24 protein-coding genes are annotated in these 24,446 nt (G+C 74.0%); 23 read left to right on the top strand and 1 reads right to left on the bottom strand.

Annotated features, from left to right (window positions below):
* Window positions 1–10: 10 nt before the first annotated feature.
* From ACFYYN_RS03615 to ACFYYN_RS03595, 5 genes are read left to right on the top strand one after another with little or no spacing between them, the layout of a single operon-like run.
* On the top strand, window positions 11–781 hold the full coding sequence (locus ACFYYN_RS03615) for a 4'-phosphopantetheinyl transferase family protein (protein WP_499513965.1): 771 nt from the start codon (window positions 11–13) through the stop codon (window positions 779–781).
* Window positions 778–5,100, top strand: a complete 4,323-nt coding sequence (locus tag ACFYYN_RS03610; RefSeq protein ID WP_500544539.1) for a non-ribosomal peptide synthetase — start codon at window positions 778–780, stop codon at window positions 5,098–5,100. Before ACFYYN_RS03615 ends, ACFYYN_RS03610 begins: the two co-directional genes overlap by 4 nt.
* Entirely contained in the window at window positions 5,097–5,351 is a 255-nt protein-coding gene (locus ACFYYN_RS03605; RefSeq protein WP_500325477.1) for an acyl carrier protein, read from the top strand. Before ACFYYN_RS03610 ends, ACFYYN_RS03605 begins: the two co-directional genes overlap by 4 nt.
* A gap of 7 nt (window positions 5,352–5,358) precedes the next feature.
* The gene (locus ACFYYN_RS03600; RefSeq protein ID WP_500544538.1) at window positions 5,359–6,105 is read left to right on the top strand and encodes a thioesterase II family protein; all 747 of its coding nucleotides are present in this window, start codon (window positions 5,359–5,361) and stop codon (window positions 6,103–6,105) included.
* Complete coding sequence (locus ACFYYN_RS03595; RefSeq protein ID WP_500325473.1) at window positions 6,099–6,707, top strand: LysE family translocator; 609 nt, start codon at window positions 6,099–6,101, stop codon at window positions 6,705–6,707. The genes ACFYYN_RS03600 and ACFYYN_RS03595 overlap by 7 nt, the downstream gene beginning before the upstream one ends.
* A 22-nt stretch (window positions 6,708–6,729) precedes the next feature.
* Here the strand turns inward: ACFYYN_RS03595 and ACFYYN_RS03590 are convergent, their stop codons facing one another.
* Window positions 6,730–8,466 (bottom strand): hypothetical protein, encoded by a 1,737-nt coding sequence (locus ACFYYN_RS03590; protein ID WP_500544537.1) that lies wholly within the window; start codon window positions 8,464–8,466, stop codon window positions 6,730–6,732.
* 321 nt (window positions 8,467–8,787) lie between these two features.
* On the opposite strand from ACFYYN_RS03590, the gene ACFYYN_RS03585 reads away from it, so the two are divergent.
* The 18 genes from ACFYYN_RS03585 to ACFYYN_RS03500 all read left to right on the top strand — a co-directional run bounded on the left by ACFYYN_RS03585 (window position 8,788) and on the right by ACFYYN_RS03500 (window position 24,444).
* Window positions 8,788–8,976 (top strand): lysine biosynthesis protein LysW, encoded by a 189-nt coding sequence (locus tag ACFYYN_RS03585; RefSeq protein ID WP_450387848.1) that lies wholly within the window; start codon window positions 8,788–8,790, stop codon window positions 8,974–8,976.
* Window positions 8,973–9,863 carry a RimK family alpha-L-glutamate ligase gene (locus ACFYYN_RS03580; RefSeq protein WP_499513971.1) on the top strand — a complete coding sequence of 297 codons (891 nt, stop codon included), beginning with the start codon at window positions 8,973–8,975 and terminating at the stop codon, window positions 9,861–9,863. Before ACFYYN_RS03585 ends, ACFYYN_RS03580 begins: the two co-directional genes overlap by 4 nt.
* 26 nt (window positions 9,864–9,889) lie before the next feature.
* Window positions 9,890–10,540: an aspartate aminotransferase family protein gene (locus ACFYYN_RS03575; protein ID WP_500544536.1), complete on the top strand. Its 651-nt coding sequence runs from the start codon at window positions 9,890–9,892 to the stop codon at window positions 10,538–10,540.
* Window positions 10,537–11,856: a DegT/DnrJ/EryC1/StrS family aminotransferase gene (locus tag ACFYYN_RS03570; protein WP_500544535.1), complete on the top strand. Its 1,320-nt coding sequence runs from the start codon at window positions 10,537–10,539 to the stop codon at window positions 11,854–11,856. Before ACFYYN_RS03575 ends, ACFYYN_RS03570 begins: the two co-directional genes overlap by 4 nt.
* The gene (argC, locus tag ACFYYN_RS03565; RefSeq protein WP_500544534.1) at window positions 11,849–12,913 is read left to right on the top strand and encodes an N-acetyl-gamma-glutamyl-phosphate reductase; all 1,065 of its coding nucleotides are present in this window, start codon (window positions 11,849–11,851) and stop codon (window positions 12,911–12,913) included. Before ACFYYN_RS03570 ends, argC begins: the two co-directional genes overlap by 8 nt.
* Complete coding sequence (locus ACFYYN_RS03560) at window positions 12,910–14,772, top strand: M20/M25/M40 family metallo-hydrolase (protein WP_500544533.1); 1,863 nt, start codon at window positions 12,910–12,912, stop codon at window positions 14,770–14,772. Before argC ends, ACFYYN_RS03560 begins: the two co-directional genes overlap by 4 nt.
* Window positions 14,769–15,581, top strand: coding sequence for a thiamine pyrophosphate-binding protein (locus tag ACFYYN_RS03555; protein ID WP_500544532.1), 813 nt, complete (start codon window positions 14,769–14,771; stop codon window positions 15,579–15,581). The genes ACFYYN_RS03560 and ACFYYN_RS03555 overlap by 4 nt, the downstream gene beginning before the upstream one ends.
* Complete coding sequence (locus ACFYYN_RS03550) at window positions 15,578–15,796, top strand: hypothetical protein (protein WP_500544531.1); 219 nt, start codon at window positions 15,578–15,580, stop codon at window positions 15,794–15,796. The genes ACFYYN_RS03555 and ACFYYN_RS03550 overlap by 4 nt, the downstream gene beginning before the upstream one ends.
* Window positions 15,793–16,011, top strand: coding sequence for a hypothetical protein (locus ACFYYN_RS03545; RefSeq protein ID WP_500544530.1), 219 nt, complete (start codon window positions 15,793–15,795; stop codon window positions 16,009–16,011). The genes ACFYYN_RS03550 and ACFYYN_RS03545 overlap by 4 nt, the downstream gene beginning before the upstream one ends.
* Window positions 16,008–16,952, top strand: a complete 945-nt coding sequence (locus ACFYYN_RS03540) for a transketolase family protein (protein WP_500544529.1) — start codon at window positions 16,008–16,010, stop codon at window positions 16,950–16,952. Before ACFYYN_RS03545 ends, ACFYYN_RS03540 begins: the two co-directional genes overlap by 4 nt.
* Window positions 16,940–18,193: an ATP-grasp domain-containing protein gene (locus ACFYYN_RS03535; protein WP_500544528.1), complete on the top strand. Its 1,254-nt coding sequence runs from the start codon at window positions 16,940–16,942 to the stop codon at window positions 18,191–18,193. Before ACFYYN_RS03540 ends, ACFYYN_RS03535 begins: the two co-directional genes overlap by 13 nt.
* Complete coding sequence (locus ACFYYN_RS03530; protein WP_500544527.1) at window positions 18,190–19,539, top strand: amidohydrolase family protein; 1,350 nt, start codon at window positions 18,190–18,192, stop codon at window positions 19,537–19,539. Before ACFYYN_RS03535 ends, ACFYYN_RS03530 begins: the two co-directional genes overlap by 4 nt.
* Complete coding sequence (locus tag ACFYYN_RS03525) at window positions 19,536–20,765, top strand: MFS transporter (protein WP_500544526.1); 1,230 nt, start codon at window positions 19,536–19,538, stop codon at window positions 20,763–20,765. The genes ACFYYN_RS03530 and ACFYYN_RS03525 overlap by 4 nt, the downstream gene beginning before the upstream one ends.
* Before the next feature lie 224 nt (window positions 20,766–20,989).
* Window positions 20,990–21,679, top strand: a complete 690-nt coding sequence (locus tag ACFYYN_RS03520; RefSeq protein WP_500325454.1) for an RNA polymerase sigma factor — start codon at window positions 20,990–20,992, stop codon at window positions 21,677–21,679.
* 5 nt (window positions 21,680–21,684) lie between these two features.
* A complete protein-coding gene (locus tag ACFYYN_RS03515; protein ID WP_500544525.1) occupies window positions 21,685–22,095 on the top strand; it encodes an acyl carrier protein in 411 nt (136 codons plus the stop codon).
* The gene (locus tag ACFYYN_RS03510) at window positions 22,088–22,522 is read left to right on the top strand and encodes a hypothetical protein (RefSeq protein WP_500544524.1); all 435 of its coding nucleotides are present in this window, start codon (window positions 22,088–22,090) and stop codon (window positions 22,520–22,522) included. Before ACFYYN_RS03515 ends, ACFYYN_RS03510 begins: the two co-directional genes overlap by 8 nt.
* On the top strand, window positions 22,519–23,931 hold the full coding sequence (locus tag ACFYYN_RS03505; RefSeq protein ID WP_500544523.1) for an aldehyde dehydrogenase family protein: 1,413 nt from the start codon (window positions 22,519–22,521) through the stop codon (window positions 23,929–23,931). The genes ACFYYN_RS03510 and ACFYYN_RS03505 overlap by 4 nt, the downstream gene beginning before the upstream one ends.
* A 48-nt stretch (window positions 23,932–23,979) precedes the next feature.
* The gene (locus tag ACFYYN_RS03500) at window positions 23,980–24,444 is read left to right on the top strand and encodes a DUF4188 domain-containing protein (protein ID WP_500544522.1); all 465 of its coding nucleotides are present in this window, start codon (window positions 23,980–23,982) and stop codon (window positions 24,442–24,444) included.
* Window positions 24,445–24,446 lie beyond the last annotated feature (2 nt).

Below are 24,446 nucleotides of genomic sequence, written 5' to 3'. Positions count from 1 at the left end.
GGCAGTGCTCATGGACACCGCGGTACCGTCCGCCGACCCGCTCGCCGACAGCGCCGACGTGTGGCTGCTGGCCGAGGAGGACGTGGACCGGTTCGCCGAGGCGACGGGCGGTCTGGAACTGCTGACCGACGAGGAGCGCGCCCGGCACGACCGGCTGCTGTTCCCCGCCGCCCGGCGCCGCTTCCTCGGCGCACGGCTGCTGTCCCGTCAGGTCCTGTCGCTCTACACCGACGAGCCACCGGACTCGTGGCGCTTCCGCAAGGGCAAGTACGGCCGGCCCGTGGTCGACGGTGCCGACTGGGGGCTGGACTTCAACATCACCCACACCAACGGGCTGATCGCCGCCATCGTCGTGCGCGGCCGCACCGCCGGAGTGGACGCCGAGACCACCCCCGCCCGGCCCGAGGCGATGCAGTTCGCGCCGAAGGTCTTCACCCCCCTGGAGAACGAGGTGCTGCGGCGCGACCGCGAGGACCAGCGCGGTCACGCCTTCGCCGACTCCTGGGTCGCCAAGGAGGCGTACACCAAGGCCACCGGCATGGGCATGTGCCGGGGCTTCGACGCCTTCTCCGTGCACCGCCTGCGCGACGGCGGCCTGGCCGTCGTCGACGACGAGATCCCCGAACCGGAGCGCCCCCTGTGGCAGGTGCAGGTGCTCCAGGTGTGGGACCGGTTCGCGCTCGGCGTGGCCATCCGCGCCAGCGAGGACGACGAGGGGCCGCTGCCGGTACGGCTGCGCTCCGCCATGGCAGAACTCCTCCCGGAGGGGACATCCCGATGACCGCGAACGACGACGCCCACGCCCCCTTCCCGCTGACCGAGATCCAGTACGCGTACTGGGTCGGCCGCGGCCCCAACTTCGTGCTCGGCAACGTCGCCCCGCACGCCTACTTCGAGCTGGAGGGCCGCCGCCTGGACCCGGCGCTGCTCTCCCGCGCCTGGACCCGGCTCATCGAGCGGCACGGCATGCTGCGCTGCGTCGTCGGCGAGGACGGCCGGCAGCGGATCCTGCCCGAGGTCCCCGCCTACGAGATCCGCTGCACCGACCTGCGCGGGGCGCCCCCGCAGGAGGCGGAACGCCATCTGGCCGAGGTGCGCGAGGAGATGTCGCACCGCGTGTACACCGCGGCCGACTGGCCGCTGTTCGACATCCGCATGTCCCGGCTGCCCGGCCACGACCGGCTGCACGTCAGCCTCGACCTGCTCATGGTCGACCTGGCCAGCATCACCGTGCTGTTCAGCGAGTGGGCGCAGTTGTGCCAGGACGAGGAGCGGGTGCTGCCGCCGGTCGAGGTGGGCTTCCGCGACTACGCGCTCGCCCTGGAGCGTGGCGACGAGTCGCCGCGGCACCGCGAGGCACGGGAGTACTGGACGGCGCGCGCCGCGACGCTGGCCCCGCCGCCCGACCTGCCGCTGGCCAAGTCCCCGGTCGCCGTGCACAAGCCGGTCTTCACGCACCGCGAGTTCCACCTGGCGCCGGAGGACTGGAAGCGGCTGCAGGGGCGCTGCGAGGAGCGCGGCCTGACCCCGACGGCGCTGCTGGCCACGGTGTTCTCCGAAGTCCTGGCGATGTGGAGCGGCACCCGCCGGTTCACCCTCAACCTCACCCTCTTCAACCGGCTCCCGCTGGTGCTCTCCGGCGACGGAGCAGGGCACCGCGGCGTCCACCCCCATCTGCGCCGGGTGGTCGGCGACTTCACGTCCATCTGCCTGCTGGAGACGGACGCGAGCGGCGGCGTCCCGCTGGCCGAGCGGGCCGCCCGTGTTCAGCGGCAGCTGCGCAAGGACCTGCGGCACCGCCACGTCAGCGCCCTGCAGGCGCTGCGCGAACGTCGCCGCCTCGGCCTGCAGAACGGCTTCGAGACGATGCCGGTCGTCTTCACCAGCGGCCTGGGCACCGCCGCGGACGTCTCGTCGGCCATGGACCACTTCGGTTCCATCACGTACCGGATCAGCCAGACCCCGCAGGTCTGGCTCGACCACCAGGTCGTCGACATCACCGGAAGCCTGGACCTGACCTGGGACGCGGTCGAGGAGCTCTTCCCCGAGGGCATGCTCGACGACATGTTCGCGGCCTACACCGGCGCCGTGGCGCGGCTCGCCGCCGACGGCGCCCCGTGGGACGAGGAGCTGGTGATCCCGCTCCCCGCCCACCAGCTCACCGCCCGGGAGGCCGCCAACGCCACCGAGGGCGAGGCGCCGTCCGGACTGCTGCACTCCGCGCTGCCCGACCGTGCCGAGCGGCACCCGGGGCGTCCCGCCGTGATCACGACCACCGGCACCGTGACCTACGGCGAACTCGCCGCGTGGGCCGCCTCCGTCGCCGGCCGGCTCTCCGGCGGCGACCTGCGCGACCGTACCGTCGGCATCACCCTCGACAAGGGCCCCGCCCAGGTCGCCGCCGCCTACGGCGTGCTCATGGCGGGCGGCGCCTACCTCCCGGTCGGGCCGCAACTGCCCGCCCTGCGCCGGGAGCGCATCCTCACGGACGCCGGGGCGGTCGCGGTGGTCACGGACGCCGGGACGGACGCGCGGCTGGAGTGGCCGCAGGACCTGCCCCGCGTCGTCACCGAGCCGCCCTCCGGCACCACCGCCACCCTGGACGCCGCCGTGCAGGCGGGCCCGGCCGACCCCGCCGACCTGGCGTACGTCCTCTACACCTCGGGCTCGACCGGCACCCCCAAGGGCGTGATGATCGAGCACCGGGCGGCCCTCAACACCGTCGCCGACATCAACGAGCGCTTCGGGATCGGCCCCACCGACCGTCTCTTCGGCCTCGCCGACCTCGGCTTCGACCTGTCCGTGCACGACCTGTTCGGCACCTTCGCCGCCGGGGCCGCGCTGGTGCTGCCCGACCCGGACCAGCGGGCCGAACCCGCGCACTGGGCCGAGGTGATGGCCGCGCACGGGGTGACGGTGTGGAACTCGGTGCCCGCGCAGATGCAGATGCTGGTCGAGCATCTGGAGGCCGGGGGCGCGCAGGTCCCGCCGGACCTGCGGCTGGTGCTGCTCAGCGGCGACTGGATCCCCGTCGACCTGCCCGGCCGCATCCACGCGCTGTGGCCCCGGGCGCGGGTGATCAGCCTGGGCGGTGCCACCGAGGTGTCGATCTGGTCGATCTTCCACCCGGTGGAGGAGGTCCCGGCGGGCGCGACGAGCGTGCCGTACGGCAAGCCGCTGCGGAACCAGACCTTCCAGGTCCTCGACGAGCGGTACGCGCCCTGTCCCGTGTGGACCGCAGGCGAGCTGTACATCGGCGGCCACGGCCTGGCCCGTGGCTACCGGGGCGACGCCGAGCGCACCGCCGCGGCCTTCGTCACGCATCCGGTCACCGGCGAACGGCTCTACCGGACCGGCGACTTCGGCCGCTACCTGCCGGACGGCAGCATCGAGTTCCTGGGCCGCAGGGACGGTCAGGTCAAGATCAACGGGCATCGTGTGGAGCTCGGCGAGATCGAGGCGACCCTCACCCGGCACCCGGGCGTGGACAGCGCGGTCGTGGTGAAGGCCGACGGCGAGGCCGGCGCGGCCCGGCTGCTGGGTTACGTCGTCCCGGCCGGGGACCCCGGCGGCGCCGACGGGCTCTTCGTCACCGAGCACGCCGATCCCGACCGGGCCGAAGCCGACTGGCGGGCGCTGTGCTCCGCCGCCGAGGTGCCCGCCCCCGGTCCCTCGCCGCGGGAGCTGCGCGCCGCCTGGGACGTGCTGAACGAGGTGTACGCGACCGCCGTCGGCACCGCCTTCCGCCGCCTGGGCCTGCCCGACGACGCCGCCGGTATCGCCCCGCGCTACGAGCGCTGGCTGGCCCGGGCGGCGGCGGCACGGCCGCCCGCCGCGGACGGCATCCCCGACGCGCTCGCCGCCCGCAGCCGCACCGTGCTGGGCGAGGTGCTGGGCATCCCCGAGGACGTCACCGACTGGATGCTGGCCCTGGCCGGGGACGTCGCCGGGGTCCTCACCCAGAGCGTGCACTCCGCCGAACTGTACGCCTCCGACCGCACCCCCGGCGTCTACGAGCGGCTGTTCGGCCCGACGTACGCCGTCGCCACGGAAGCGGTGCGCCGCCTCACCGCCGGATGGCCGGCCGACCGGCCGCTGCGCGTCCTGGAGGTCGGCGCGGGCTACGGCTCGCTGACCCGGCACCTGCTCCCGCTGCTGCCCGCCGGCCGCACCGCGCCCACGGAGTACCTGTTCACCGACATCTCCCGCTACTTCACCGACCGGGCCCGCGAGGTCCTCGGCACGGAGCACCCCTTCCTGCGCTGCGACCTGCTCGACCTGGACGCGCCCCCGCAGACCCAGGGCTTCGAGGACCACACCGCCGACCTGGTCGTCGCCGCGAGCGTGCTGCACGACACCCGTCAGGTGCGCCGCACGCTGCGCACCCTGCGGGGGCTGCTCGCCCCCGGCGGGACCCTGCTGATCGTCGAGCAGACCGCCTTCCACCCGTGGTTCGACCTGGTGATGGGGCTCCAGCAGGGCTTCGACACCTTCGAGGACACCGAACTGCGCACCACGCACCCGCTGCTCGACCGCGCGCAATGGGCGGCCGAACTCGCCGCCGCGGGCTTCACCGACAGCGCCGTGCTCACGCCCCGCGACGGCGGCCCCGGCTCGGTGGGCTTCGACGTCCTCGTGGCACGCGGCCCCGACCGGCGCAGCCGCTTCGCCCCCGACGCGCTGCGGGACTTCGCCGCCGGGCAGCTGGCCGCCCACATGGTGCCGGCCCAGCTGTTCGCGCTGACCGAGCTGCCGCTCAGCGGCACCGGCAAGGTCGACCGCAAGGCGCTCGCCAAGGCCGGCGCCCGCACCGCTGCGCGCGGCCGGCCCGCGAAGCCGCCGCGCACCGACCGCCAGCGCAAGCTGGTCGAGATCTGGCGCGAGGTGCTCGGCCTCGGCAGCGCCGACCTCGCCGACGACTTCCTGGAGGCGGGCGGCGACTCGCTGCTCGCGGCCCGGCTGGTCGCGTCCTTGCGCACGGCGTTCGGGATCACCGTGCCCGTCGGCACGGTCCTGCAGTACACGACGGTGGAAGCGCTCGACGGCCACCTGGAGGGGCTGCTCGGCCCGTCCGAGCCGCTGACGGAGGAGACACGATGACGTACGAGCAGATGCGGGAGTGGATCGTCGCCTTCCTGGCGGAACTCCTCGACGTCGCGCCCCACGAGATCGACCCGACGCTGCCGCTGGACCACCTGGGCTTCGACTCGGCGACCACCCTCGACCTGTGCGGGCGCCTGGAGGAGGACCTGGGGATCGACACGACGCCCAAGGCGATCGCCGACCACCCGACGGCCGACGCCCTCGCGGCCCATCTCGTCGCCGTCCGACCGGCCCCCCTGGGGAGGTAGTCCCGCCGTGATCACCCAACTGTCGGCCCGCTGGCTGGTCGGCGGGCCCGCCCGGCCCGGCGCTCCGAAGCTGTACTGCTTCGCCCACGGCGGGGGTTCGGCCGCCGAGTACGTCCGCTGGGCGCGCGCCCTGACCGGCGTCGAACTGCACGTCGTGCAGCTGCCCGGCCGCGGGTCGCGCTTCGGGGAACCCCCGCTGACCTCGATGGGGACACTGGTCGCCGCGCTCACCGAGCAGGTGGCGTTCGGTGCGCCGTACACGTTCTTCGGGCACAGCCTCGGCGCCCTGGTGGCGTACGAGCTGGCCGGCGCCCTGCGCGAGGCGGGCCGCAGGCTCCCGGAGCGCCTGGTGGTCTCCGGCTTCCCGGCGCCCCACCTGCCGCGCACCTCGCTGGGGCTGCACCTGCTGCCGGACGACGAACTGCTGGCGGAGGTCTCCAGGCTGCACGGCGGCATCCCGCGGGAGGTGCTGGACGAACCGGAGCTGCGGGCGCTGGTCGCGGTGCCGCTGCGGGCGGACTACACGATCGTGGAGACCTACCGCTGGCGGGACCGGCCCGCGCTGGAGGTCCCCGTGACGGTCTTCGGCGGCCGCGACGACCGGGTCGGCGAGGCCGAACTGGCGGCCTGGCAGGAGCTGACGACCCTTCCGGTGGAGGTGCGCACCTTCCCCGGCGGTCACTTCTACCTGCGCGAGCACAGCGCGGTCGTGCTCCGCGCGCTCGCCGCCCGGCTGCGGACGCCGCCGTGCTGACCTTCGCCGCCGCCTCGCTCGTCCTGATCGTGATCCCCGGGCCCGACCAGGCGCTGATCACCAGGAACGCCCTGGCAGCGGGCCGCGCGGGCGGGCTGCTGACGATGGTGGGCGGGGTGCTCGGGCTGGGCGTGCACATCGCCTCGGCCGCGCTCGGGGTCTCGGCGCTGCTGATGGCCTCGACGGTCGCCTTCACGGTGCTGCGCACCGTGGGCGCGGGCTACCTGCTGTACATGGGCTTCACGACCCTGCGCGCGGCCCGCCGCGCCGCCGACTCCCCGGAGCCGGCGGACGGGGACCCGCCGCCGAACGGCGCGGCCCACCTGCGGCAGGGCTTCCTGTCCAACTCCCTCAACCCGAAGGTCGCCCTGTTCTTCGTGACCTTCCTCCCGCAGTTCCTGCCCGCCCAGGGCAGCGTCCTGCCGCGCGCGCTCCTGCTCTCGCTGGTCTTCGCCGTGCTGTACGTGACCTGGTTCGGCACCTACGTCGTCGTGGTCGACCGGGTCGGCGCGGTACTGCGCCGGCCCGTGGTGCGGGCCCGCGTCGAACGCGTCACCGGAGTGCTGCTCATCGGTTTCGCGCTGCGCCTCGCGGTGCACTGAGCGCGGCCTGTTCCGGGCGGCGCTACCCGCGGCCCGCCCGGAGCCGGCAGACCACGAGGTCCCGTGGGTCCGCGGTCTGCGGGCAGTCGTAGACCTCCTCGATGCGGGCCGCGACCGAGGGGTCGACCCGGTCCAGGTCGAACCAGGCGCGCTGCAGGACGGCGTAGGGTGCCGGGTCCTCGGTGATGCAGCGGGCGTTCTCGGCGTGCGACCGGAGCGCGCTGACGTCCGGCAGGTACCGCACGCGCTGCAGGAAGGTGGGGATCGGGTACCGGCACCGCACCGGGTGGTCCACGAAGTAGGCGTCGTCACCGAAGGCCAGGTAGAGCACGGGCGCGCCGTCGGGGATCCGGCGGCGGACCGCGTCCGCCGCTGCGGCCTTGTCCGCGCTGGTCCGCAGGTACTCGGCGTTGGTCGAGCTCACCCCGGCACGGCTCATCAGGTGCGGGGAGGAGGGCCAGACCGTCACCGCCACGCACAGCGCCCCGCAGAGCGCGACCGGGGCCAGGGCGGCGCGACGCCACCGGGCGGTGCCGGGGCGGCGCGCACCGTCACGGGCCAGGCGCAGGTCGGCGCACGCCGCGGCCAGGGCGACACCGCCGGCCAGCCAGCCCGCCGCCGTCCCCTGGGCCCAGGCGGGCGCGAGGGAGGCGAGGGGCACCAGTACCGCGTACAGCGCCGTGACCACGGTCAGGAAGAGCGGCGGCCGCTTGAGGTCCGCGTACCAGCGGGCCACCGCCAGGCCCCACACGGCCGCGGCGAAGACCGGCAGGGCGGCGGCGTGGTAGGCGAACCAGTTGCCCTGCACCGCCACCGCGGCCAGGCAGCCGGCGCAGACCAGCACCGCCAGCACGGCCCACTCCACCCGCTTGCGCCGGTCCGCCTGACGGGACAGCAACAGCAGCAGCGCGGCGGGGAGCAGGGCGACCATCGGGCTGAAGTAGACCCGGTTCGCCAGGAAGTCGGCGGCCCTGTCGAGCAGGAAGGCGGGGTCGACGCCCTGCCGGGTCAGCGCCCCCTTGTTGATCCGCGGCATGTCGCGGACCCACTGCCACTCGTGGGACCCCGACCACAGACTGATCGCGAAGAGCAGGGCCCCGCCGGCCACCGTCGTCCCGGCGAGCAGCAACGCCCTGAGCCGGTCGACGGCGAGGACGACGAGCAGCGCCATCGCGGCCGTCGCCGCCGTGGAGTACTTCATCAGCACCGCGAGCGCCAGCGGCAACGACGCCACGAGCGCGGCGGTCCACGGCCGGTCGAGGCCCAGCACCAGGGCGACCGCCACCACCGACAGCAGCGTCGCGGCCCACTCGGGCTGCAGGAAGTCGGTCCGCGGCGCGAACGCGAGGGAGAGCCCCACCACGGCGGCCGTGATCGTCGCGTCGCGACGCGGCAGACGGCGTGCCATGGCCCAGCGCAGCACCAGCGCCGCGGCCGCGCACAGCAGGATTCCGGCGAGCCGGATGATCATCTCGCGCACGGCGACCGGTCCGGCCGTGACCGAGTCCAGCCCGGCGACGAACCACCGGTAGAAGAAGGGCCGGTGGGTGAACGTCTCGGAGGGCGAGAGGCCGTCCGCGCCGGCGGTCCGCAGGCACGCCAGGACGTACCGGATGTCCCCGTGGAGTTCCGCCGTCGCGACGGACCAGCCGAGCAGCGCGAGCACGGGGAGCGCGGTGACCCAGTGGAGGAGCCGCGGGGTGCGGCGGGTGGCCGGTGGGAGCGGCGTGTCGAGGGTGAGCAGGCCCGAGTCGTTCACGGGCCGAAGCTAGCATCCGCATAACGGACTTATCGAACACATCGTTCGACGGATGCCGCCGTCACCGTCCGTTCCCCGGATGTTCATCCGCACCGTCGTCGCACCGTGATCCGCACCGTGGTCGCACCGCAGCAAGGTGAATTCCGCTTTCGCGGGAAACCCGCGGTGCCGGTGTGCGCTGCCGGACGGGCCGGTTTCCCATTGAGGATCCCGATGGCCGTATCACGAGGACGGCGGCGAACCCGCTGGACCGCCGAGTTGCCGGCGGGGGATTCTGTAGTTGCTTTTTCCGCCCCGGAATGCAGTGGAAAGGAAAGAGAAATGACTGCTCCTGTCGCGGCGCTCCAGTGCCTGGTGTGCGACACGGACATCCCGGTCCGGCAGGACTGGCTGAAGGGCGAGATCACCGAGTGCGCGGCCTGCGGCCAGGAGCACGAGGTCGTCGAGAAGTCCGAGGCCGGCGCACGGATAGAGCTCGCGCCCGAGGTCGAAGAGGACTGGGGCGAGTGACCGGGTCCGACGCCGGGTTAGAGGTGCTGCTGTCGGCCACCGTCCTGCGCCCCGACGAGAAACTCCTCCTGGAGGCGTTGCGTTCGCGGGGGCTCGCGGTCCGCCCGGTCCTGCTGGAGGACCTGGCGGGGCTGGTGACGGGCCGGAAGAAACCGCCCGCCCTCGCACTCATCCGCAATCTCTCGCACCGCGAGGCCGTCAATGTGGCCCGCCGGCTGGAATTCAGCGGAGTTCCCGCGCTGAATCGCGCGACGACGATCGAGACCTGCAACGACAAGGGCCTGCAGGCCCTGTTGTTCAGCAGGCACGGCGTCCCCCACCCGGAGTCCTTCCACGCCTTCAGCTACGCGCAGGTCCGTGAGTCGGTCGGCGAGGTCGGACTGCCCGCCGTCATCAAGCCGGTGAGCGGCTCCTGGGGCCGCGGGGTCTCCCGGATGACCAGCGAGGAGTGCGTCGAGGCGTGGATCGGCGGACGGGAGTCCGCGGACGCCGCGGGCAAGCTCTTCCCCGTCCTGGTCCAGCGGTACGTCGACAAGCCCGGCCACGACCTGCGGATCGTGGTCGTCGGCCGCACGCCCGTCGTCGCCATCCGGCGGGTCTCGCCGGACTGGCGCACCAACACCCACCTCGGAGCCGAGGTCGTACGGGTCCCGTTGACCCGCGAGATGGAGAAGCGCTGCGCCCAGGTGGTGGACGCGCTCGGCGAGGGCTTCTACGGGGTCGACCTCGTCGAGGACCGCACCACCGGCGAGCTGATGGTCCTGGAGGTCAACGCGAACCCCGAGTTCGCCCGCTCCTCCGCCAAGCACGGCGTGGACGTGGCCGGCCACCTCGCGGACTACGTCGTCGAGACCTACCGGCCCGAGTCCGCCGCCACCGCCGCGTAACCGGCAGACGGAGGAGAACCCCACCCATGGAAGCGTTCGACACCGCCACGGTGCTCACCCGGGTCCTCACCTCGGGCGTGGTCATGAGCATCGAGAAGAGCGACCGCGAACTGCCCGGCCTGGAGCGGCTGCTCACCCGGCGCACCGGCCGCGCCAGGGCCGCGCTGTTCAACAGCCGCAGCGGCGCCCTGCACGGGGCGCTCGCCGGGCAGGGCATCGGCCACGGCGACCGCGTCGCCGCCCGGCCGGGCGCCCGCGACCGGGAACGCGCGTTCCTGGACTGGCTCGGCATCACCGCCGTCGCCGGCGCCACGGGCGACGCCGCGGGCCCGGTCCCGTACGACCTGGTCGAGCTCGACGCCGGCAACGCCCACGACCTGGCCCGGCTCGCCGCCGCGGGCACCGCGCCGGTGCTCGTCGCCGACCTCACCGGCCTCGGTTTCGGCCCGGCCGCCGCGGTCCTGACCGACGACCCCACCGTGTGGGCCCGCGCCGAACGGCTCAAGATCTTCGGCGCGTACGACCTGCGCACCATGTGGACGCAGGAGGAGGCCGACCCGCGACTGGTGCCCGGCGTGCAGTTCAACTACCGGCTGAGCCCGCTGGTCGCCGCCTGCGTCCGGATGGCCCTCACCCAGGCCGCCCCGCCGGGCGACCTCTCGGGAGCTGACTCATGATCACCGACTTCCCCGCGGCACCCCTGCCGCTGCCGCACCCCGACGACGTGACCGCCGAACTGGCCGCACTCGGCGGCGCGCCGGTCATCCCCAGGGACCTGCGCCGCACCCTGTTCCCGGTCATCACCAAGGAGGACGTCTTCAACCTCCTGCTGGCCCAGCGGCAGGACCCCGACAAGGTCGTCGCCGACTTCGCCGAGGCCTACCGGGCCTACGTGGGCGCGGCGTTCGCGCTGCCCACCGCCAGCGGCACCTCCAGCCTGCACATGGCGCTGGTCGGCGCGGGCGTCCGGCCCGGCGACGAGGTGATCGTCCCGGCGTTCACCTTCATCGCCACCGCGCAGGCCGTCGTGGCCGCGCACGCGGTCCCGGTCTTCGTCGACGTCGACCCGCGCACCTACTGCATGGACCCGGCCGCGGCCGAGGCGGCGGTCACCGAGCGCACCCGCGCCCTGATGCCCGTCCACGTCCACGGCCTGCCCGCCGACGTGACCGCGCTGCGTGCCCTCGCCGACCGCCGCGGCCTCGCCCTGGTCGAGGACGCCTCGCACGCCCACTCCGCCCGCGTCGGCGACCGCGTGGCCGGCTCCTTCGGCGACGCCGCCGGGCAGAGCCTGATGGCCGACAAGAACTTCCCGCTCGGCGGCGAGGGCGGCATCGCCTTCTTCGCCGAGCAGGAGTCGTACGACCGGGCCACGGCCTACCTCGACCGGCACGGCATCGACTACGGCATGGCCTGGATCGCCGCCGCCTTCGGCGCGAGCCAGCTGCAGCGGCTGCCGTACTACGACGCGGTCCGTGCCCGGAACGCCGCCCTGCTCGGCGAGGCCCTGAAGGACACCGGCCTGTTCACCCCGCCGTACGTGCCCGAGGGCCACGTCCACGCCTACAACATGTACCGGGTCGCCCTGCACCCCGAGGCGATCGGCCTGGCGGACCTGCCCGCGTACGCGGTCAAGGAGGCCGTCCACGAGCTGCTGGTCGCCGAGGGCGTACCGGCCCGCGAGTGGCAGAACACGCCCATCGCCTGCCACCTGCCCTTCGTGCACCGGGCCGGGTTCGGCGGCGGTCACCCCTTCACGCTCAACCCGGGCGCCGTGCGCGACCACACCCCACAGGACTTCCCGGTGATCCGGCACATGCTCGACACCACGCTCGTGCTCTGCCGCGAGCTGCGCTCCCCGGTCGAGTACGAGCGCATCCTGCGCTACGCCGACGCCTTCGCCAAGGTCGCCCGTCGGCCCGACGCGATCCGCAAGCTCGTCCAGGAGGGCGACTTCCGCCGTCCCTACGAGAAGGCGGCCCGCCTTGGCTGACACCACGCCCGGCACGGTCCGGGTCGCCGTCGCCGGGGCCAGCGGCTACAGCGGGGGAGAGCTCGTCCGGCTGCTGCTGGACCACCCCGGCGTGGAGCTCGCCTTCCTGTCCGCCGAACGCGCCGCCGGTGCCGCGCTCGGCGCCGTCCACCCGTGGCTGCGCAACCACCCGCGTGCCGCGGGGCTGACGCTGCGCCCGCTGCGGGAGCTGGCCGACGAAGGCAACGACGTCGACGTCGCCATCTCCTGCCTGCCCACCGGCACACTGCCCGGGCTGCTGCCGCTGCTGTCCGGGCACGCCAAGCGGGTCCTCAACGTCGCGGGCGACTTCCGGCTGCGCGACCCGGGCGAGGTCCGCGCCCACTACCCGCGCACCGCCGAGCAGCCGGCCGCCGAGGACTTCGCGTACTACGTCCCGGAGCTGTCCCCGGCCGTCCCGCAGGGCCGCTTCGTCAACCTGCCCGGCTGCATGGCCGTCGCCTCGGTCTACGCCCTGCACCCGCTCTTCGCGGACGGGCTCGCGCTGCCCGAGGTCGTCGTCGACGCCAAGACCGGCTCCACCGGCGGCGGCCGGGACAGCGGCGAGCACCCCGCCGAGCGGGCCGGCAACTTCCGTGTCCACAAGCCCTTCGGGCACCGGCACGCCCCCGAGATCCGGCAGGCCATCGCCGACCTCACCGGCACCGTGCCCGAGCTGCGCTTCACCAGCCACAGCCTCGACGTGCCCCGCGGCATCCTCGTCACCGGGTACGCCCGGCTGCGCGAGGGCGTGACCGGCCTGGACGTCAAGCGCGCCTACGCACGCGCCTACAAGGGCCGCCCCTTCGTCAAGGTGCGCCCCGCGCCCAGGGCGCCGCAGGACTTCCCGATGCTCAAGGCGGTCGTCGGCTCCAACGTCGCCGAGGTCGCCGTCGTCGTCAAGGACGACCAGGCCGTCGCCGTCGCCGCCCTGGACAACCTGGTCAAGGGCGCGGCCGGGCAGGCCGTCCAGGCGATGAACCTGCTCTGCGGCCTCGACGAGACCGCGGGCCTGCCCCGGACGGCGGTGGCACCGTGACGTCCCCGTACCGGCCCCTGTACGTCGTCAAGGTGGGCAGCACCACCCTCGCCCGCGGCGCGATCCTCCACGAGCTGTCCGACCTCGTCGCCCGCGGCGCCCGCGTCCTGCTCGTGGCGGGCGGCGCCGTCGGCATCGAGCGGCACTACACCGCCCTCGGGCGCGCCATGCCCGAACTGCGCCTCGCGAGCGGCGACACCGTGCGCTACTGCCCGCCCGAGGAGATGACGCACATCGTCGACGCCTACGAGCGGGTCACCCTGCCCGCGGTCGAGGCGGGCCTGCGCGACCTGGGCCGTACCGTCCTCACCGCCGTCGCCGCCCGCGGCGGGCTCGTCGGCGGGCGCGCCAACCGGCCGCTGAAGACCGTCACGCCCGAGGGCCGCAGCCGCGTCGTCCGCGACCACCGGGCCGGGGTCCCGCAGGACGTCGACACGGCGGCGCTGCGGGCCCTGCTGGACGCGTACGACGTGGTGTGCGTGTCGCCGCCGGTGCGCGACCGCGACGGGGGAGCCCCGCTCAACGTGGACGCCGACGTCCTGGCCGCCGCCCTCGCGCGCGCCCTGGACGCCGACCACCTCCGCCTCGTCACCGGCACCGCCGGACTGCTCACCGACCCCGCCGACCCGGCGTCGACGCTCCGCCACGCCCACCCCGGCGAGGCCGCGCGGTACGCGGGCGGCCGCATGCGGCAGAAGGTCCGCGCCGCCGAACTCGCCCTCGACGGGACCGGGGACGTCGCCATCACCGGCCCCCACACCCTGGCCGAGCCCACCGGCTGGACCCGGTTCTGGCGCGAGGCGCCCCCCGCGGAGGACCTGACCCTGCTCGGCCGCGCCGCCGGCATCCCCTCCGTCTCCGGGGACGAGCACGAACTCGCCGCCTACCTGCGCGAGTGGTGCGCCGGGCACGGCATCGACGCGCACGTCGACGCCGCGGGCAACCTCGTCGCCACCCGCGGGGACGGCGCGCGCCGCCTGCTGCTCCTCGGGCACCTCGACACCGTGCCGCACCACTGGCCGGCCGCCTGGCGGGACGGCGAACTCTCCGGCCGGGGCACCGTCGACGCCAAGGGGAGCCTCGCGGCGTTCCTGGAGGTGCTGGCGGCGGCCGACGTCCCGGACGACGGCCAGCTGCGGGTCGTCGGCGCCGTCGAGGAGGAGGTCTCCTCAGCCAAGGGTGCCTTCCACGCCCGCGACCACTACCCGGCCGACGCCGTCGTCATCGGCGAGCCCAGCGGCTCCGGCACCCTCACCCTCGGCTACTTCGGCCTGTTCAAGCTCCGCCTCACGGCGACCGCCGCCAGCGGCCACTCCGCGGGCATGGGCGCCGTCACCGCGCCCGACCTGCTGCTGCGCGCCGTCGCCGGCATCCGCGCCGCCGTCGCCGCCCACGCGCCCGACGCGCTCAGCGCCCTCATCGACGTCCGCACCCACGACTCCCGGGAGGCGCAGCGGGCCGTCGGCACGCTCAACTTCCGCATCCCCCCGGACGCCGACCTCGCCACCGTCCGCAAGGCCGCCCTGGTGCTCGACGCCCCCGGCGACGGCCTGGCCGTCGAGGTGCTCCGCGCCACCCCCGGCGTCGCGGGCGGCCGCGCCACCACCTTGGCCAGGTCCTTCGGCCGCGCGTTCGCGCGCGCCGGCATCCGGCCCCGGCACGTCGTCAAGAAGGGCACCTCCGACATGAACACCCTCGCCACGACCTGGCACGGCGTCCCCATGGTCGCCTACGGGCCCGGCGACGCCTCCCTCGACCACACGGACGCCGAACGCCTCCCGGCCGACGAGTACCGCCGCGCCCGCGGTGTCCTCGCCGACGCCGTCCGCCACTGGTTCACCTCCGGCGGCGCGGCATGACGCCCGCGACCGCCGTACGGGAGACCGCGTACCCGCCGCTCGCCGAACGGGCCCGCCGCGCCCGCGAACTCGTCGTCGACATGGCGGCGAGCCCCCGCGGCTGCCACCTGGGCGGGAGCCTGTCCGTCCTCGACGTCCTCGTCGCCGCCCTCGACCACGCCGCCGCGGCGGACGACGGCACCCAGGTCGTCCTGAGCAAGGGCCACGCCGCCGCCGGCCTGTACGCCGCGCTCCACGTCACCGGCGTGATCCCGGACAACCCCGCCCCGCACTACGGTCTGGCCGGCCGGCCCTACACCGGGCACCCGGGACCCAAGGTGCCGGGCGTGGTGTTCCCGACCGGGAGCCTCGGCCACGGCGTGGCGTACGCCGCGGGCTGGGCGCTCGCGCAACGGCTGCAGGGCGGCACCGGCAAGGCGATCGCCGTCGCGGGGGACGGCGAACTCCAGGAGGGCCTGGTCTGGGAGACCTGCCAGGTCGCGGCCGCCCAGCGGCTCGGCGGGTTCGTCCTGGTCGTGGACCGCAACGGCGGCCAGAACGACGGCATGGTGGCCGACATCTCCCCCCTGCCGCACCTCGCGGAGCGCTTCGCGGCCTTCGGCTTCGACACCGCCGAGGTCGACGGCCACGACCTGGGCGCGCTGTCGGCCCTGTTCGCCGCCGACCGGTCGGCCGCCACCCGCCCGCTCGCGGTCGTCGCGCACACCGTGAAGGGCAAGGGCGTGCCGCCCGTCGAGGGGAAGGCCGCCTCGCACTACGTGACGATCGACGCCGCGCGCGCCGCCCAGTGGAAGCGACTGATCCGATGACGTTGTCCGGGCGTGACGCCTACCGCGCCGAACTCGCCGCGCTCGCCGTTGCGGACGACCGGGTCCTGTGCCTGGAGGCCGAGCTCGGCGACAGGGGTCTCCCCTTCCCGCGGGCGCACCGCTCGGGCCGGTTCGGGGCCTTCGGCGGGGGCACAGCCACTCGTCCCCTCGCGGTCGCCGTGTGCGCCGCTCCGTGGAAGGGACCGTTGCGATGACGTTGTCCGGGCGCGACGCCTACCGCGCCGAACTCGCCGCGCTCGCCGCCGCGGACGACCGGGTCCTGTGCCTGGAGGCCGACCTCGGTGGCAGGGGTCACCCCTTCCCGCGGGCGCACCGCTCCGGCCGGTTCGGGGCCTTCGGCGGGGGCACAGCCACTCGTCCCCTCGCGGTCGCCGTGTGCGCCGCTCCGTGGAACGGACCGTTGCGATGACGTTGTCCGGGCGTGACGCCTACCGCGCCGAACTCGCCGCGCTCGCCGCTGCGGACGACCGGGTCCTGTGCCTGGAGGCCGACCTCGGTGGCAGGGGTCACCCCTTCCAGCGGGCGCACCCCGAACGGTTCCTCAACCTCGGCATCGCGGAGGCCGCGATGGTCGACATGGCGGCCGGTCTGGCCGCCGCCGGGTGGAAGCCGTTCGTCTCGACCTTCGCCCCCTTCGCCGCGCTGCGCGCCGCCGAGAGCCTGAAGCTGACCCTCGGCTACCTGCGCGCCGGCGTCACCGTGGTCGCCCCGTACGCGGGCGTGTCCGGCGCGTGGTTCGGCACGACGCACCACTGCCTGGAGGACCTGGCCGTCCTGCGCAGCATCCCCGGCGTGACGATCGCCGCGCCGTACGGGGAGGCCGAGATGCGCTCCGTGGTCCGCGCCGCGGTGCGCTCCGGACGTCCGCACTACATCCGCACCGGCCGCAACGCCGCGTACGAGAGCCTGCGGGCGCCCGTCGCGGAGGGCGGCACCGTCACCTGGGAGCACCACGGCTCCGGCGCCGCCGGCGCGCGGTGCCTGGTCTCGGTCGGCGAGGAGGGCACCCGGCTCGCGCTGGCCGCCCGCGCGGAGCGCCCCGGCACCGCGCACGCCCACCTCACCTACCTGGACCACGCCCACCTCTCCCGCGCCGCGGCCGAACTCGCCCGCCACCACCACCGCTTCGTCGTCGTCGAGGAGCACCGCACCGAGGGCGGCGTCGCCGAGGCCCTCGCGCTGCTGCTGCCGGCCTGCGAGGTCACCTCCGTCGGCGCCGGCCACGGCTGGCCGTCCGAGGGCGGCGACCACCAGGAGGTGATGGCCGCGCTCGGCCTCCACCTGCCCGCCGTGCTCCGCGCACTGAATCCGATCCCGCACCAACCGAGGGGGTTCTCATGCACGTACTGATGGTCGAATGCAATCCGAACGGCGTCGCCGGCATCGCCAACGCCCTGTCCCTGGGCCATGAGGTGACGCTGGTCAGCGCCGACCCCGGCTTCTACGTCGCCGCGTCACCGCTCGCCGAGCCGGCCTTCGCCCACCCCCGCTGCCGGGTGATCACCAGCGAGTCCGCGTTCTCCATCGACGCGCTGGAGCAGCTGGCGAAGGAGGTGCACGCGAGCAGCCCGGTCCACGGCGTGACGACCTACAGCGAGTACCACACCGTCCACACCGCCTCCGTCGCCCGCGCCCTCGGCCTGCCCGGGATGAGCGTGGAGGGCGCCCTCAACGCCCGCCACAAGCACCGCACCCGGCTCACCCTCGCCGGCACCGACGTGCGCCAGCCGCGCTTCGCGCACGCCCGTGCTCTGGACGAGGTGGAGGCCGCGATCCGCGAGGTGGGCTTCCCGTGCGTGGTCAAGCCCTCCGACGGCACGGCGAGCCTGCACGTCCTGCACCTCACCGGCGAGGAGGACCTGGCGGCCTACCTCGCCGACCTGGCGGAGGTCGCCGACTACGGGCGCGGCGTCACCCGCATCCCGGACGTCGTCGTCGAGGAGTTCGTCGAGGGCGAGCTGGTCTCCGTCGAGGCCGTGGTGCTGGCCGGCGGGGAGATCGTCAACCTCGGCATCACCGACCGCTGCCTGAGCGGCTTCCCGTACTTCATCGAGATGGGCGCGACGTACTTCCGCGGCCACCCGCTGCAGGACGAGCTGTTCGAGATGAACGAGAAGGCGCTGCGCGCCCTCGGCATCGACTTCGGCTTCATCCACGCCGAGTACCTGCTGTCCGCCGACGGCCCGGTGCTGTGCGAGGTCAACGGCCGGCTCATCGGCGGCATCGTGCCGCAGCTGATGAAGATCTCCAGCGGGGTGGACCCCTACCTGGAGGTCATCCGCCAGGCGCTCGGTCAGACGCCGGACCTGCCCTTCCCCGGCACGGTCACCGCGAGCGGCCGCTGGTTCGGCTCGCCGGTCGAGGGCACCCTGCGCGCGGTGGACTTCACCGCGCTCAACGAGCAGCCGGGCTTCGTCGAGGCCCTCAGCTACCGCGCCCCCGGCACCGGTGTCGCGCGGCTGTCGAAGAGCAACTTCGACTGGCTCGGCCACGTGATCTTCACCGGCAACGGCCGCGCGGAGGCCGGGGGCCGCTGCGAGGCGGCGCTGGACCGGATCGCCGTCGACCTGTCCGTCCAGGTCGCCCGGTGAGCGCGCTCCGGCGCGTCGCCGTCCCCCTCCTCGACCCGCAGACGCTGTACGACGTGGAGGTCGGCGAGGGGGTCTTCACCCGGATCGAGGCGGTCGCCGACCGGGACGTCCGGGCCGGCGGCGAGCCGGAGCTGTGGCCGGGCTTCGTCGAGGCGCACGCCCACCTCGCGCTGCCCGCCAACTTCGACGACTCCCTCGACGACGCGCGGATCTCCGCCCTGTCGTACCTCTTCCACGGCGTCACGCACGTCGTCGACATGTTCGGCTTCCCGCTGGTCGCCGACGCCTGGGAGGCCGGCCGGGCCACGTCCCCGGTGCCGTACCCGCGGCTGGCGCACTGCGGCTACGCGGCCACCTCCATGCGCGACGGCGAGGGACTGACCGGGCACGGCGTGGAGTTCCCCGCTCCGGTCTTCATGCTCGGGGTCGGCGACGACCTGGAGCCGCTGATCACCGCCAACCGCGCGCGCGGTGCGACCTTCCTCAAGGTCATGTTCACCGACGGCACCGAGCAGCCCGGCACGGCCCGGCGCTTCTCGCGGCTGCCCGCGCCCGTGCTGGAGCACGTCGCGCGGGTGGTCCACGCGCACGGGCTGCCCGCGATCCTCGACTGCAACACCCGCGAGGAGGTCCTGCAGGCGTACGCGTACGGCTTCCGGCTCTTCGCCCACCCCGTCCGCGACCTGGAGCTGACGGCGCAGGACTGGCACGCCCTGGAGGGGGCGCGCTTCGTCTCCACCCTCGGCGGGCTGTACCCGATGGTCATGGAGCGGGAGGACTTCCGGCGCGAGTACGGCAGGCCCGGCTTCCGCGAGACCCAGGACCCGGCCAACCTCGACTTCGTCGCGGGCGTCGAGGAGCCCTTCGGCATCCGCTTCGGCTGCCAGGACACCCGCACCGCCGCGCTCGCCACCATGCGGGCCAACAGCCTCCGGGCCCTGTCCCGCCGCGGCATGCTGGTCGGCACCGACTGCGGCAACACCGGCGCCTTCCACGGCTACAGCCTGCTCGGGGAGCTCGAACGGCTCGCCGGTGACGACCCGCGCGAGCGCGCCGCCCTGCGGCACGGCCTGCTGCGCGCCGCCACCCTGGACAACCGGCTCTTCTTCGACGAGGTGTCCGGGTCGGCACCCTCGCCGGATCTTCTTCACGAAGGCGCCCCCGCGACCTTCAACCTGCTCCCGGCGGCCGCCAAGGAAGAACCGCTGTCCACCCTGCCCGAACTCACCGTCGCGGCAGGCGTGGTGGTCGACCGCCAGGCCGTCGCGCAGGAGATCAGGTCCCTGCGGGCGACCCCCTCGGGAGGGAAGGTCGGCCTGCACCACGACGAGAGGTCGGACTCGTGAACGCAACGGCGAAAAGGACGCTCGCCGGTGTCTGCGTCGGCATCGCGCTGGCGCACGTCGGCAACTACATCTACTTCCCGCACCTCGTGTCCACCCTGGGCGTCGAGTACAGCGGTTTCTGGGCCGGGTTCGTGATGTTCCTGACCTACGTGGGCCGGCTGTCCTCCACCTTCTTCTACGAAGGGCTGGGCGCCCGCCTCGGCACCCGCGGCAGCGTCATCGCCGGCATCGCCCTGGAGGCCGTCGCCCTCGGCCTGATGGGCTTCGCGGACGGGCTCGTGGCGTACGGCCTGTGCGCCTTCTTCGTCGGCTTCGGGTCGGGCATGTCCTTCCCGGGGCTGAAGAACATCCTGGGCGCGCTGCCGGAGGAGCACCGCGCGAAGGCCTTCTCGTACTTCCAGATGGCCTGCCAGACCGGCGTCATCGCCGGTGCGGTCGTCGGCGGGCTCTTCCTGTGGGCCGACATGCGCGTGCTGTTCGGCGTGGTCTTCGCGCTCTTCGCGGGCTACTGCCTGGCCGCGGTCTTCGTCATCCCGCGCGACGGGGAGCAGGACCGGGCGGCCGCCGCGGCGACCCCGCTGGTCAACTTCGCGGTCCTGAAGGGCCTGAAGGCGGGTGCGGGCACGCGCTACTTCTTCCTGTCCAGCCTGTTCTGGATCATGTCGATCAGCTTCCTGGTCGGCATGCCGCTGTTCATGGAGGAGTACGTCAAGGGGCTGCCGGTCTCGGCGCCCTTCTGGATCAGCGGCATCACGCTGATGGCGCTGCAGTACCCGGCCTTCCGGTTCATGATCAAGCACTTCCGTCCCGGGCAGGTCATGGCGGTCGCGTTCGGCGCGATGGCGCTGGCGTTCGTCCTGTTCGGCGCGGGGCGGAACGTGCTGTGGGTGGTGGTCGGCTGCTTCGTGGTGGTCTTCGGGGACATCCTCTTCACGCCCTCGTTCGACCTGTGGGTCACCCGGCGGATCCCGGCGGACCGGCTGGCGCGCGCGATGGGCGCCATGCACTTCTTCCGCAGCTTCGGCAACATGGCCGGCACGCTGGTCGCGGGCGCCCTGTTCGACCTGGCCCACAACACCGGGATCCCGGGGCTCAACTGGTACCTCACCGCCGCCCTCGCGGCCGCCTGCGCCCTGGTCAGCCTCGGCGTCTCCGCCCGCGAGCGCACGGCCGAACCCGGCCCCGACCCCGAGACGACCCCCGCCCCCGCGCCTTCGGCGGCCTAGGGAGGGTCGGGTGCACCCGCGGCACCGCACCCGTGCGGTGCCGCCGTGAGGCGCGCCCAGGGGTGCGCCACCGTGCCCCGGTCCGCGCACCGGACGCACCGCTGTCCAGGTGCGGCCAGGCCGCTTGCTGACAGCGGGCACCGCTTGCCCGCAAACCCCCGCGCCGGGTTGCATGGAATACGCACCCGTCGAAAGTCCGGTAATTTCCAGACGGAGGAATCCCAATGACCCGGAAGGGGAATGCGGAGCTTCTGGCGGGGTGTGCGCGAGGGGAACAAACGGCCTGGGACGAGATGGTCGAGCGATTCGGCCGGCTCGTCTGGTCCGTCATCCGGAGCCACCGGATGAACGACGTGGACGCCGAGGACGTACGGCAGTTGACCTGGTTCCGGCTGGTGCAGAACGTGGACCGCATTCGCGACCCGGACCGGATCGGTGACTGGCTCGCCACCGTGGCGAGGCGTGAATCCCTCAAAGTGGTGACACGGGGAAAGCGACTCGTCATGGTGGGGGACAGCCAGACCCTCGAGGTCCTGTCCGGCCACCACGAGAGCCCCGAGCAGATCACCCTGCGGGCGCACCGCAAGGAAGAGGTCCTGCGGGCCATCCACGGCCTGTCGGACCAGTGCCGCGGCGTGCTGCGGATGGCGCTGGAGGACCCGCCGGCCTCGTACGAGGAGATCTCCTCTGCGCTGTCCATGTCGCTGGGCTCGGTCGGCCCCATCCGCACCCGCTGCCTGCGCAGACTGCGCCGCGCGCTGGCGGCCGCGGAGGAGGGCGAGCCCGTGCCGCCGTCCGGCCCGGCGCCCTGCGGGCGGTGCCCGGGGGGCGAGGTGTCCGGTCCGGGGCGGTCGGCGGATCTGGTGGGGGAAGGCCCCGAAGCCGCGGCCGGCCGAGCTGCCGGATGGGAGTGATGCGCATGCCTCGCTATGACGTCGAGGAATTGGTGCGGTCCGTCGTCGTGGAGGCGATGGGAATCGACCCGGAGAAATACCATCCCGATCTCGCCTTCGCCTCCGACCTCGGCCTGGAATCGCTCGACCTGCTCGACGTGTTCTTCCGGATCGAATGCTGTGTCCCGGTGGTCCTCTCCGTCGAACGGTGCGGCCGCTATCTCCAGGGCGAGGTCCCGGACGAGGAATTCTGCGACGCGAACGGAATCATCAGCCGGCGCGGTCTGGAAAGGCTGGCGGTCGTCATGCCGCAACTCGATCCCGAGGTCTGGGCGGGGAGACTCACCCTCGACCGGATGCTGGAGCGGCTGACCGTCGGGAACCTCGTCGCGATGGTCGAGCACATGCTGGCCGAAGGGCGGCCGGTCCATGCCTGAGGTATCGGCGCGGGCGTCCGCGGAGGGCAGGACCGTGGTGCGGGTGGGCAGTTGCGACGTCCACGTGGACTCCTTCCGGAGGCTGGTGGCCTGGCACGGCCCTGAAGCGCTGCGGCTGCCGGCCGGCGGCGCCTCGGCGGTCGGCTGGTCGCTGCGGCAGGCCGCGCTGCGGGCCCTGGCCGCGCCGCCCCGGGTGGGCGGCCGCTGGGGCGACATCGACGTACGGGGCCCCGAAGGAGGGCCCTGGACCCTGCTGTTCAAGGGGGAGCTGGCGCGCTTCGCCGACACGGTGCTCAGCGGTGACGTCAACGTGACCGTCACCGCCGACGCCGGCCGGGTCACCGCCTTCGCCGTGCTGACCCGCCGCGAGCGCCCCGCCACCCTCACCCCCACCGCCACCGACGACGAGACCGAGGTACGCAGGTGAGCACAGCGACCGAGACCGGGCTGCTGGTCAGCCGCGAGATCATCACCGGCGAGGAGCTGGGTGGCGTCCCGCTCGCCGGACCCGGTGCCGTGGCCTCGGCCGCCCGCCGGGCGGCCGCCGCCGCGCCGGGCTGGGCGGCGCTGCCGGCCACCGACCGGGCCGAGGTGCTGGAGCGCGCCGCCGGGCTGCTCGTGGAACGCGCCCAGGAGGTCCAGGACCTGCTGGTCCGCGAGGGCGGGTCGATCCCCGGCAAGGCCTTCTACGAGGTCCACGCGGGCGCCGGGGAGTTACGGCACGCCGCCGAACTGGTGCGGGAGCCCGAGGTCCCGCACGGCCCCGGCTCCGACCCCGGCAGGCAGACCGAGGTGCGGAGGGTGCCGCTGGGCGTCGTCGGGGTGATCGTCCCCTGGAACTTCCCGCTGCTGCTGGCCCTGCGCTCGGTCGCCCCGGCCCTCGCGCTGGGCAACACCGTGCTGCTGAAGCCCGATCCGCACACCCCGCTGTCCGGCGGCCGCGTCCTGGCCGGGGTCCTCGCCGACGCCGGGCTGCCGGAGGGAGTGCTGGAGGTGGTGCACGGCGGCGCCGACACCGGCCGGGCCCTGGTGCAGGCACCGGACGTGGCCATGGTGTCGTTCACCGGCTCCACCGAGGCCGGGCGGGAGATCGGCGCGACCTGCGGCCGCCTGCTGAAGCGGGTGGTCCTCGAACTCGGCGGCCAGAACGCCTTCGTCGTCCTGCCGGACGCCGACCTCGAACAGGCCGCCTCCGCCGGTTCCTGGGGGTCCTTCCTGCACCAGGGCCAGATCTGCATGGCCGCCCGCCGGCACCTCGTCCAGCGCGAGGTGGCCGCGGAGTACACCGCCGCGCTCGCCCGGCACGCCGGGGCACTGCGGATCGGCGACCCGTACCGCGAGGACGCGCAGATCGGGCCGGTCATCGACCAGCGGCAGCTCACCTCGATCGCCGCCGCCGTGGAGAACGCCATCGCCCAGGGCGCCCGGCTGGTCACCGGCGGCCGGGCCCGCGGACCGTACTTCCCGCCGACCGTCCTGGCCGACGTCACCCCGCTGATGGACATCTTCAGGACCGAGGTCTTCGGCCCGGTGGCCACGATCACCGCCTTCGCCGACGACGGCGAGGCGGTGGCCCTGGCCAACGCCTCCGACCACGGACTGACCGCCGCCGTCTACACCTCCGACGCCGAACGCGGCCGGGCGCTGGCCCGCAGGATCCGCTGCGGCGTCGTCCACGTCGGCGACCAGACCGTGGGCCACGACCCCCGGCTGCCCTTCGGGGGCGTCGGCGCGTCGGGCAACGCCTCCGGCTTCGGCGGCCGGGCCGCGCTGGAGGCCTTCACCCGCTGGCACACGCTCACCAGCAGCGTCCCGCCCCGCGGCTACCCGTTCTGAGCCTGTACCCACCGTTCCGAGCCGAGCAGATCCGAGAGGAGCGCCCCCGTGGCAGGCAAGGTCGAGACCGTACCCCAGGTGGCGGACCCGCCCGAGGGCACCGTCCTCTTCCTCATCGGGATGAGGATCAACAGCTTCTGGAAGGTGCACCGCTGGCTGCCGTCCTTCCTGGCCATGTTCCCGATGCTGATCGAGCTCAACAAGCAGAAGGACCACGGCTTCCTGGGCTCGCGCACCTGGCTCAACCGCACCGTGATCATGGTGCAGTACTGGCACAGCATGGACGAGCTGATGGCGTACTCGCGCAACACCGAGGCCGCCCACCGTCCCGCCTGGGCCCGCTTCAACCGCACGGTCGGCAACGACGGCGCCGTCGGGATCTTCCACGAGGCCTACGTCGTCGACCCCGCCCGGACGCACACCGTCTACCGCAACATGCCGCCGTTCGGCATCGCCAGGGCCACCGCCGGCCGGCCGCAACGGCCGCTCGCGCAGGTCCCGGACCACGGATAGGG

Source organism: Streptomyces sp. NPDC001902 (assembly GCF_042891295.1).
Lineage (GTDB): Bacteria > Actinomycetota > Actinomycetes > Streptomycetales > Streptomycetaceae > Actinacidiphila.
Note: the sequence above shows the minus strand (reverse complement) of the source record. Positions and strands in the feature narration are given on the sequence as shown.

Coding starts and splice junctions, on each gene's coding strand:
- ACFYYN_RS03570 (WP_500544535.1), top strand. CDS start 10,537: ATGATCACCGACTTCCCCGCGGCACCCCTGCCGCTGCCGCACCCCGAC.
- ACFYYN_RS03555 (WP_500544532.1), top strand. CDS start 14,769: ATGACGCCCGCGACCGCCGTACGGGAGACCGCGTACCCGCCGCTCGCC.
- ACFYYN_RS03540 (WP_500544529.1), top strand. CDS start 16,008: ATGACGTTGTCCGGGCGTGACGCCTACCGCGCCGAACTCGCCGCGCTC.
- ACFYYN_RS03575 (WP_500544536.1), top strand. CDS start 9,890: ATGGAAGCGTTCGACACCGCCACGGTGCTCACCCGGGTCCTCACCTCG.
- ACFYYN_RS03510 (WP_500544524.1), top strand. CDS start 22,088: ATGCCTGAGGTATCGGCGCGGGCGTCCGCGGAGGGCAGGACCGTGGTG.
- ACFYYN_RS03615 (WP_499513965.1), top strand. CDS start 11: ATGGACACCGCGGTACCGTCCGCCGACCCGCTCGCCGACAGCGCCGAC.
- ACFYYN_RS03605 (WP_500325477.1), top strand. CDS start 5,097: ATGACGTACGAGCAGATGCGGGAGTGGATCGTCGCCTTCCTGGCGGAA.
- ACFYYN_RS03545 (WP_500544530.1), top strand. CDS start 15,793: ATGACGTTGTCCGGGCGCGACGCCTACCGCGCCGAACTCGCCGCGCTC.
- ACFYYN_RS03585 (WP_450387848.1), top strand. CDS start 8,788: ATGACTGCTCCTGTCGCGGCGCTCCAGTGCCTGGTGTGCGACACGGAC.
- ACFYYN_RS03610 (WP_500544539.1), top strand. CDS start 778: ATGACCGCGAACGACGACGCCCACGCCCCCTTCCCGCTGACCGAGATC.
- ACFYYN_RS03515 (WP_500544525.1), top strand. CDS start 21,685: ATGCCTCGCTATGACGTCGAGGAATTGGTGCGGTCCGTCGTCGTGGAG.
- ACFYYN_RS03550 (WP_500544531.1), top strand. CDS start 15,578: ATGACGTTGTCCGGGCGTGACGCCTACCGCGCCGAACTCGCCGCGCTC.
- ACFYYN_RS03520 (WP_500325454.1), top strand. CDS start 20,990: ATGACCCGGAAGGGGAATGCGGAGCTTCTGGCGGGGTGTGCGCGAGGG.
- ACFYYN_RS03535 (WP_500544528.1), top strand. CDS start 16,940: ATGCACGTACTGATGGTCGAATGCAATCCGAACGGCGTCGCCGGCATC.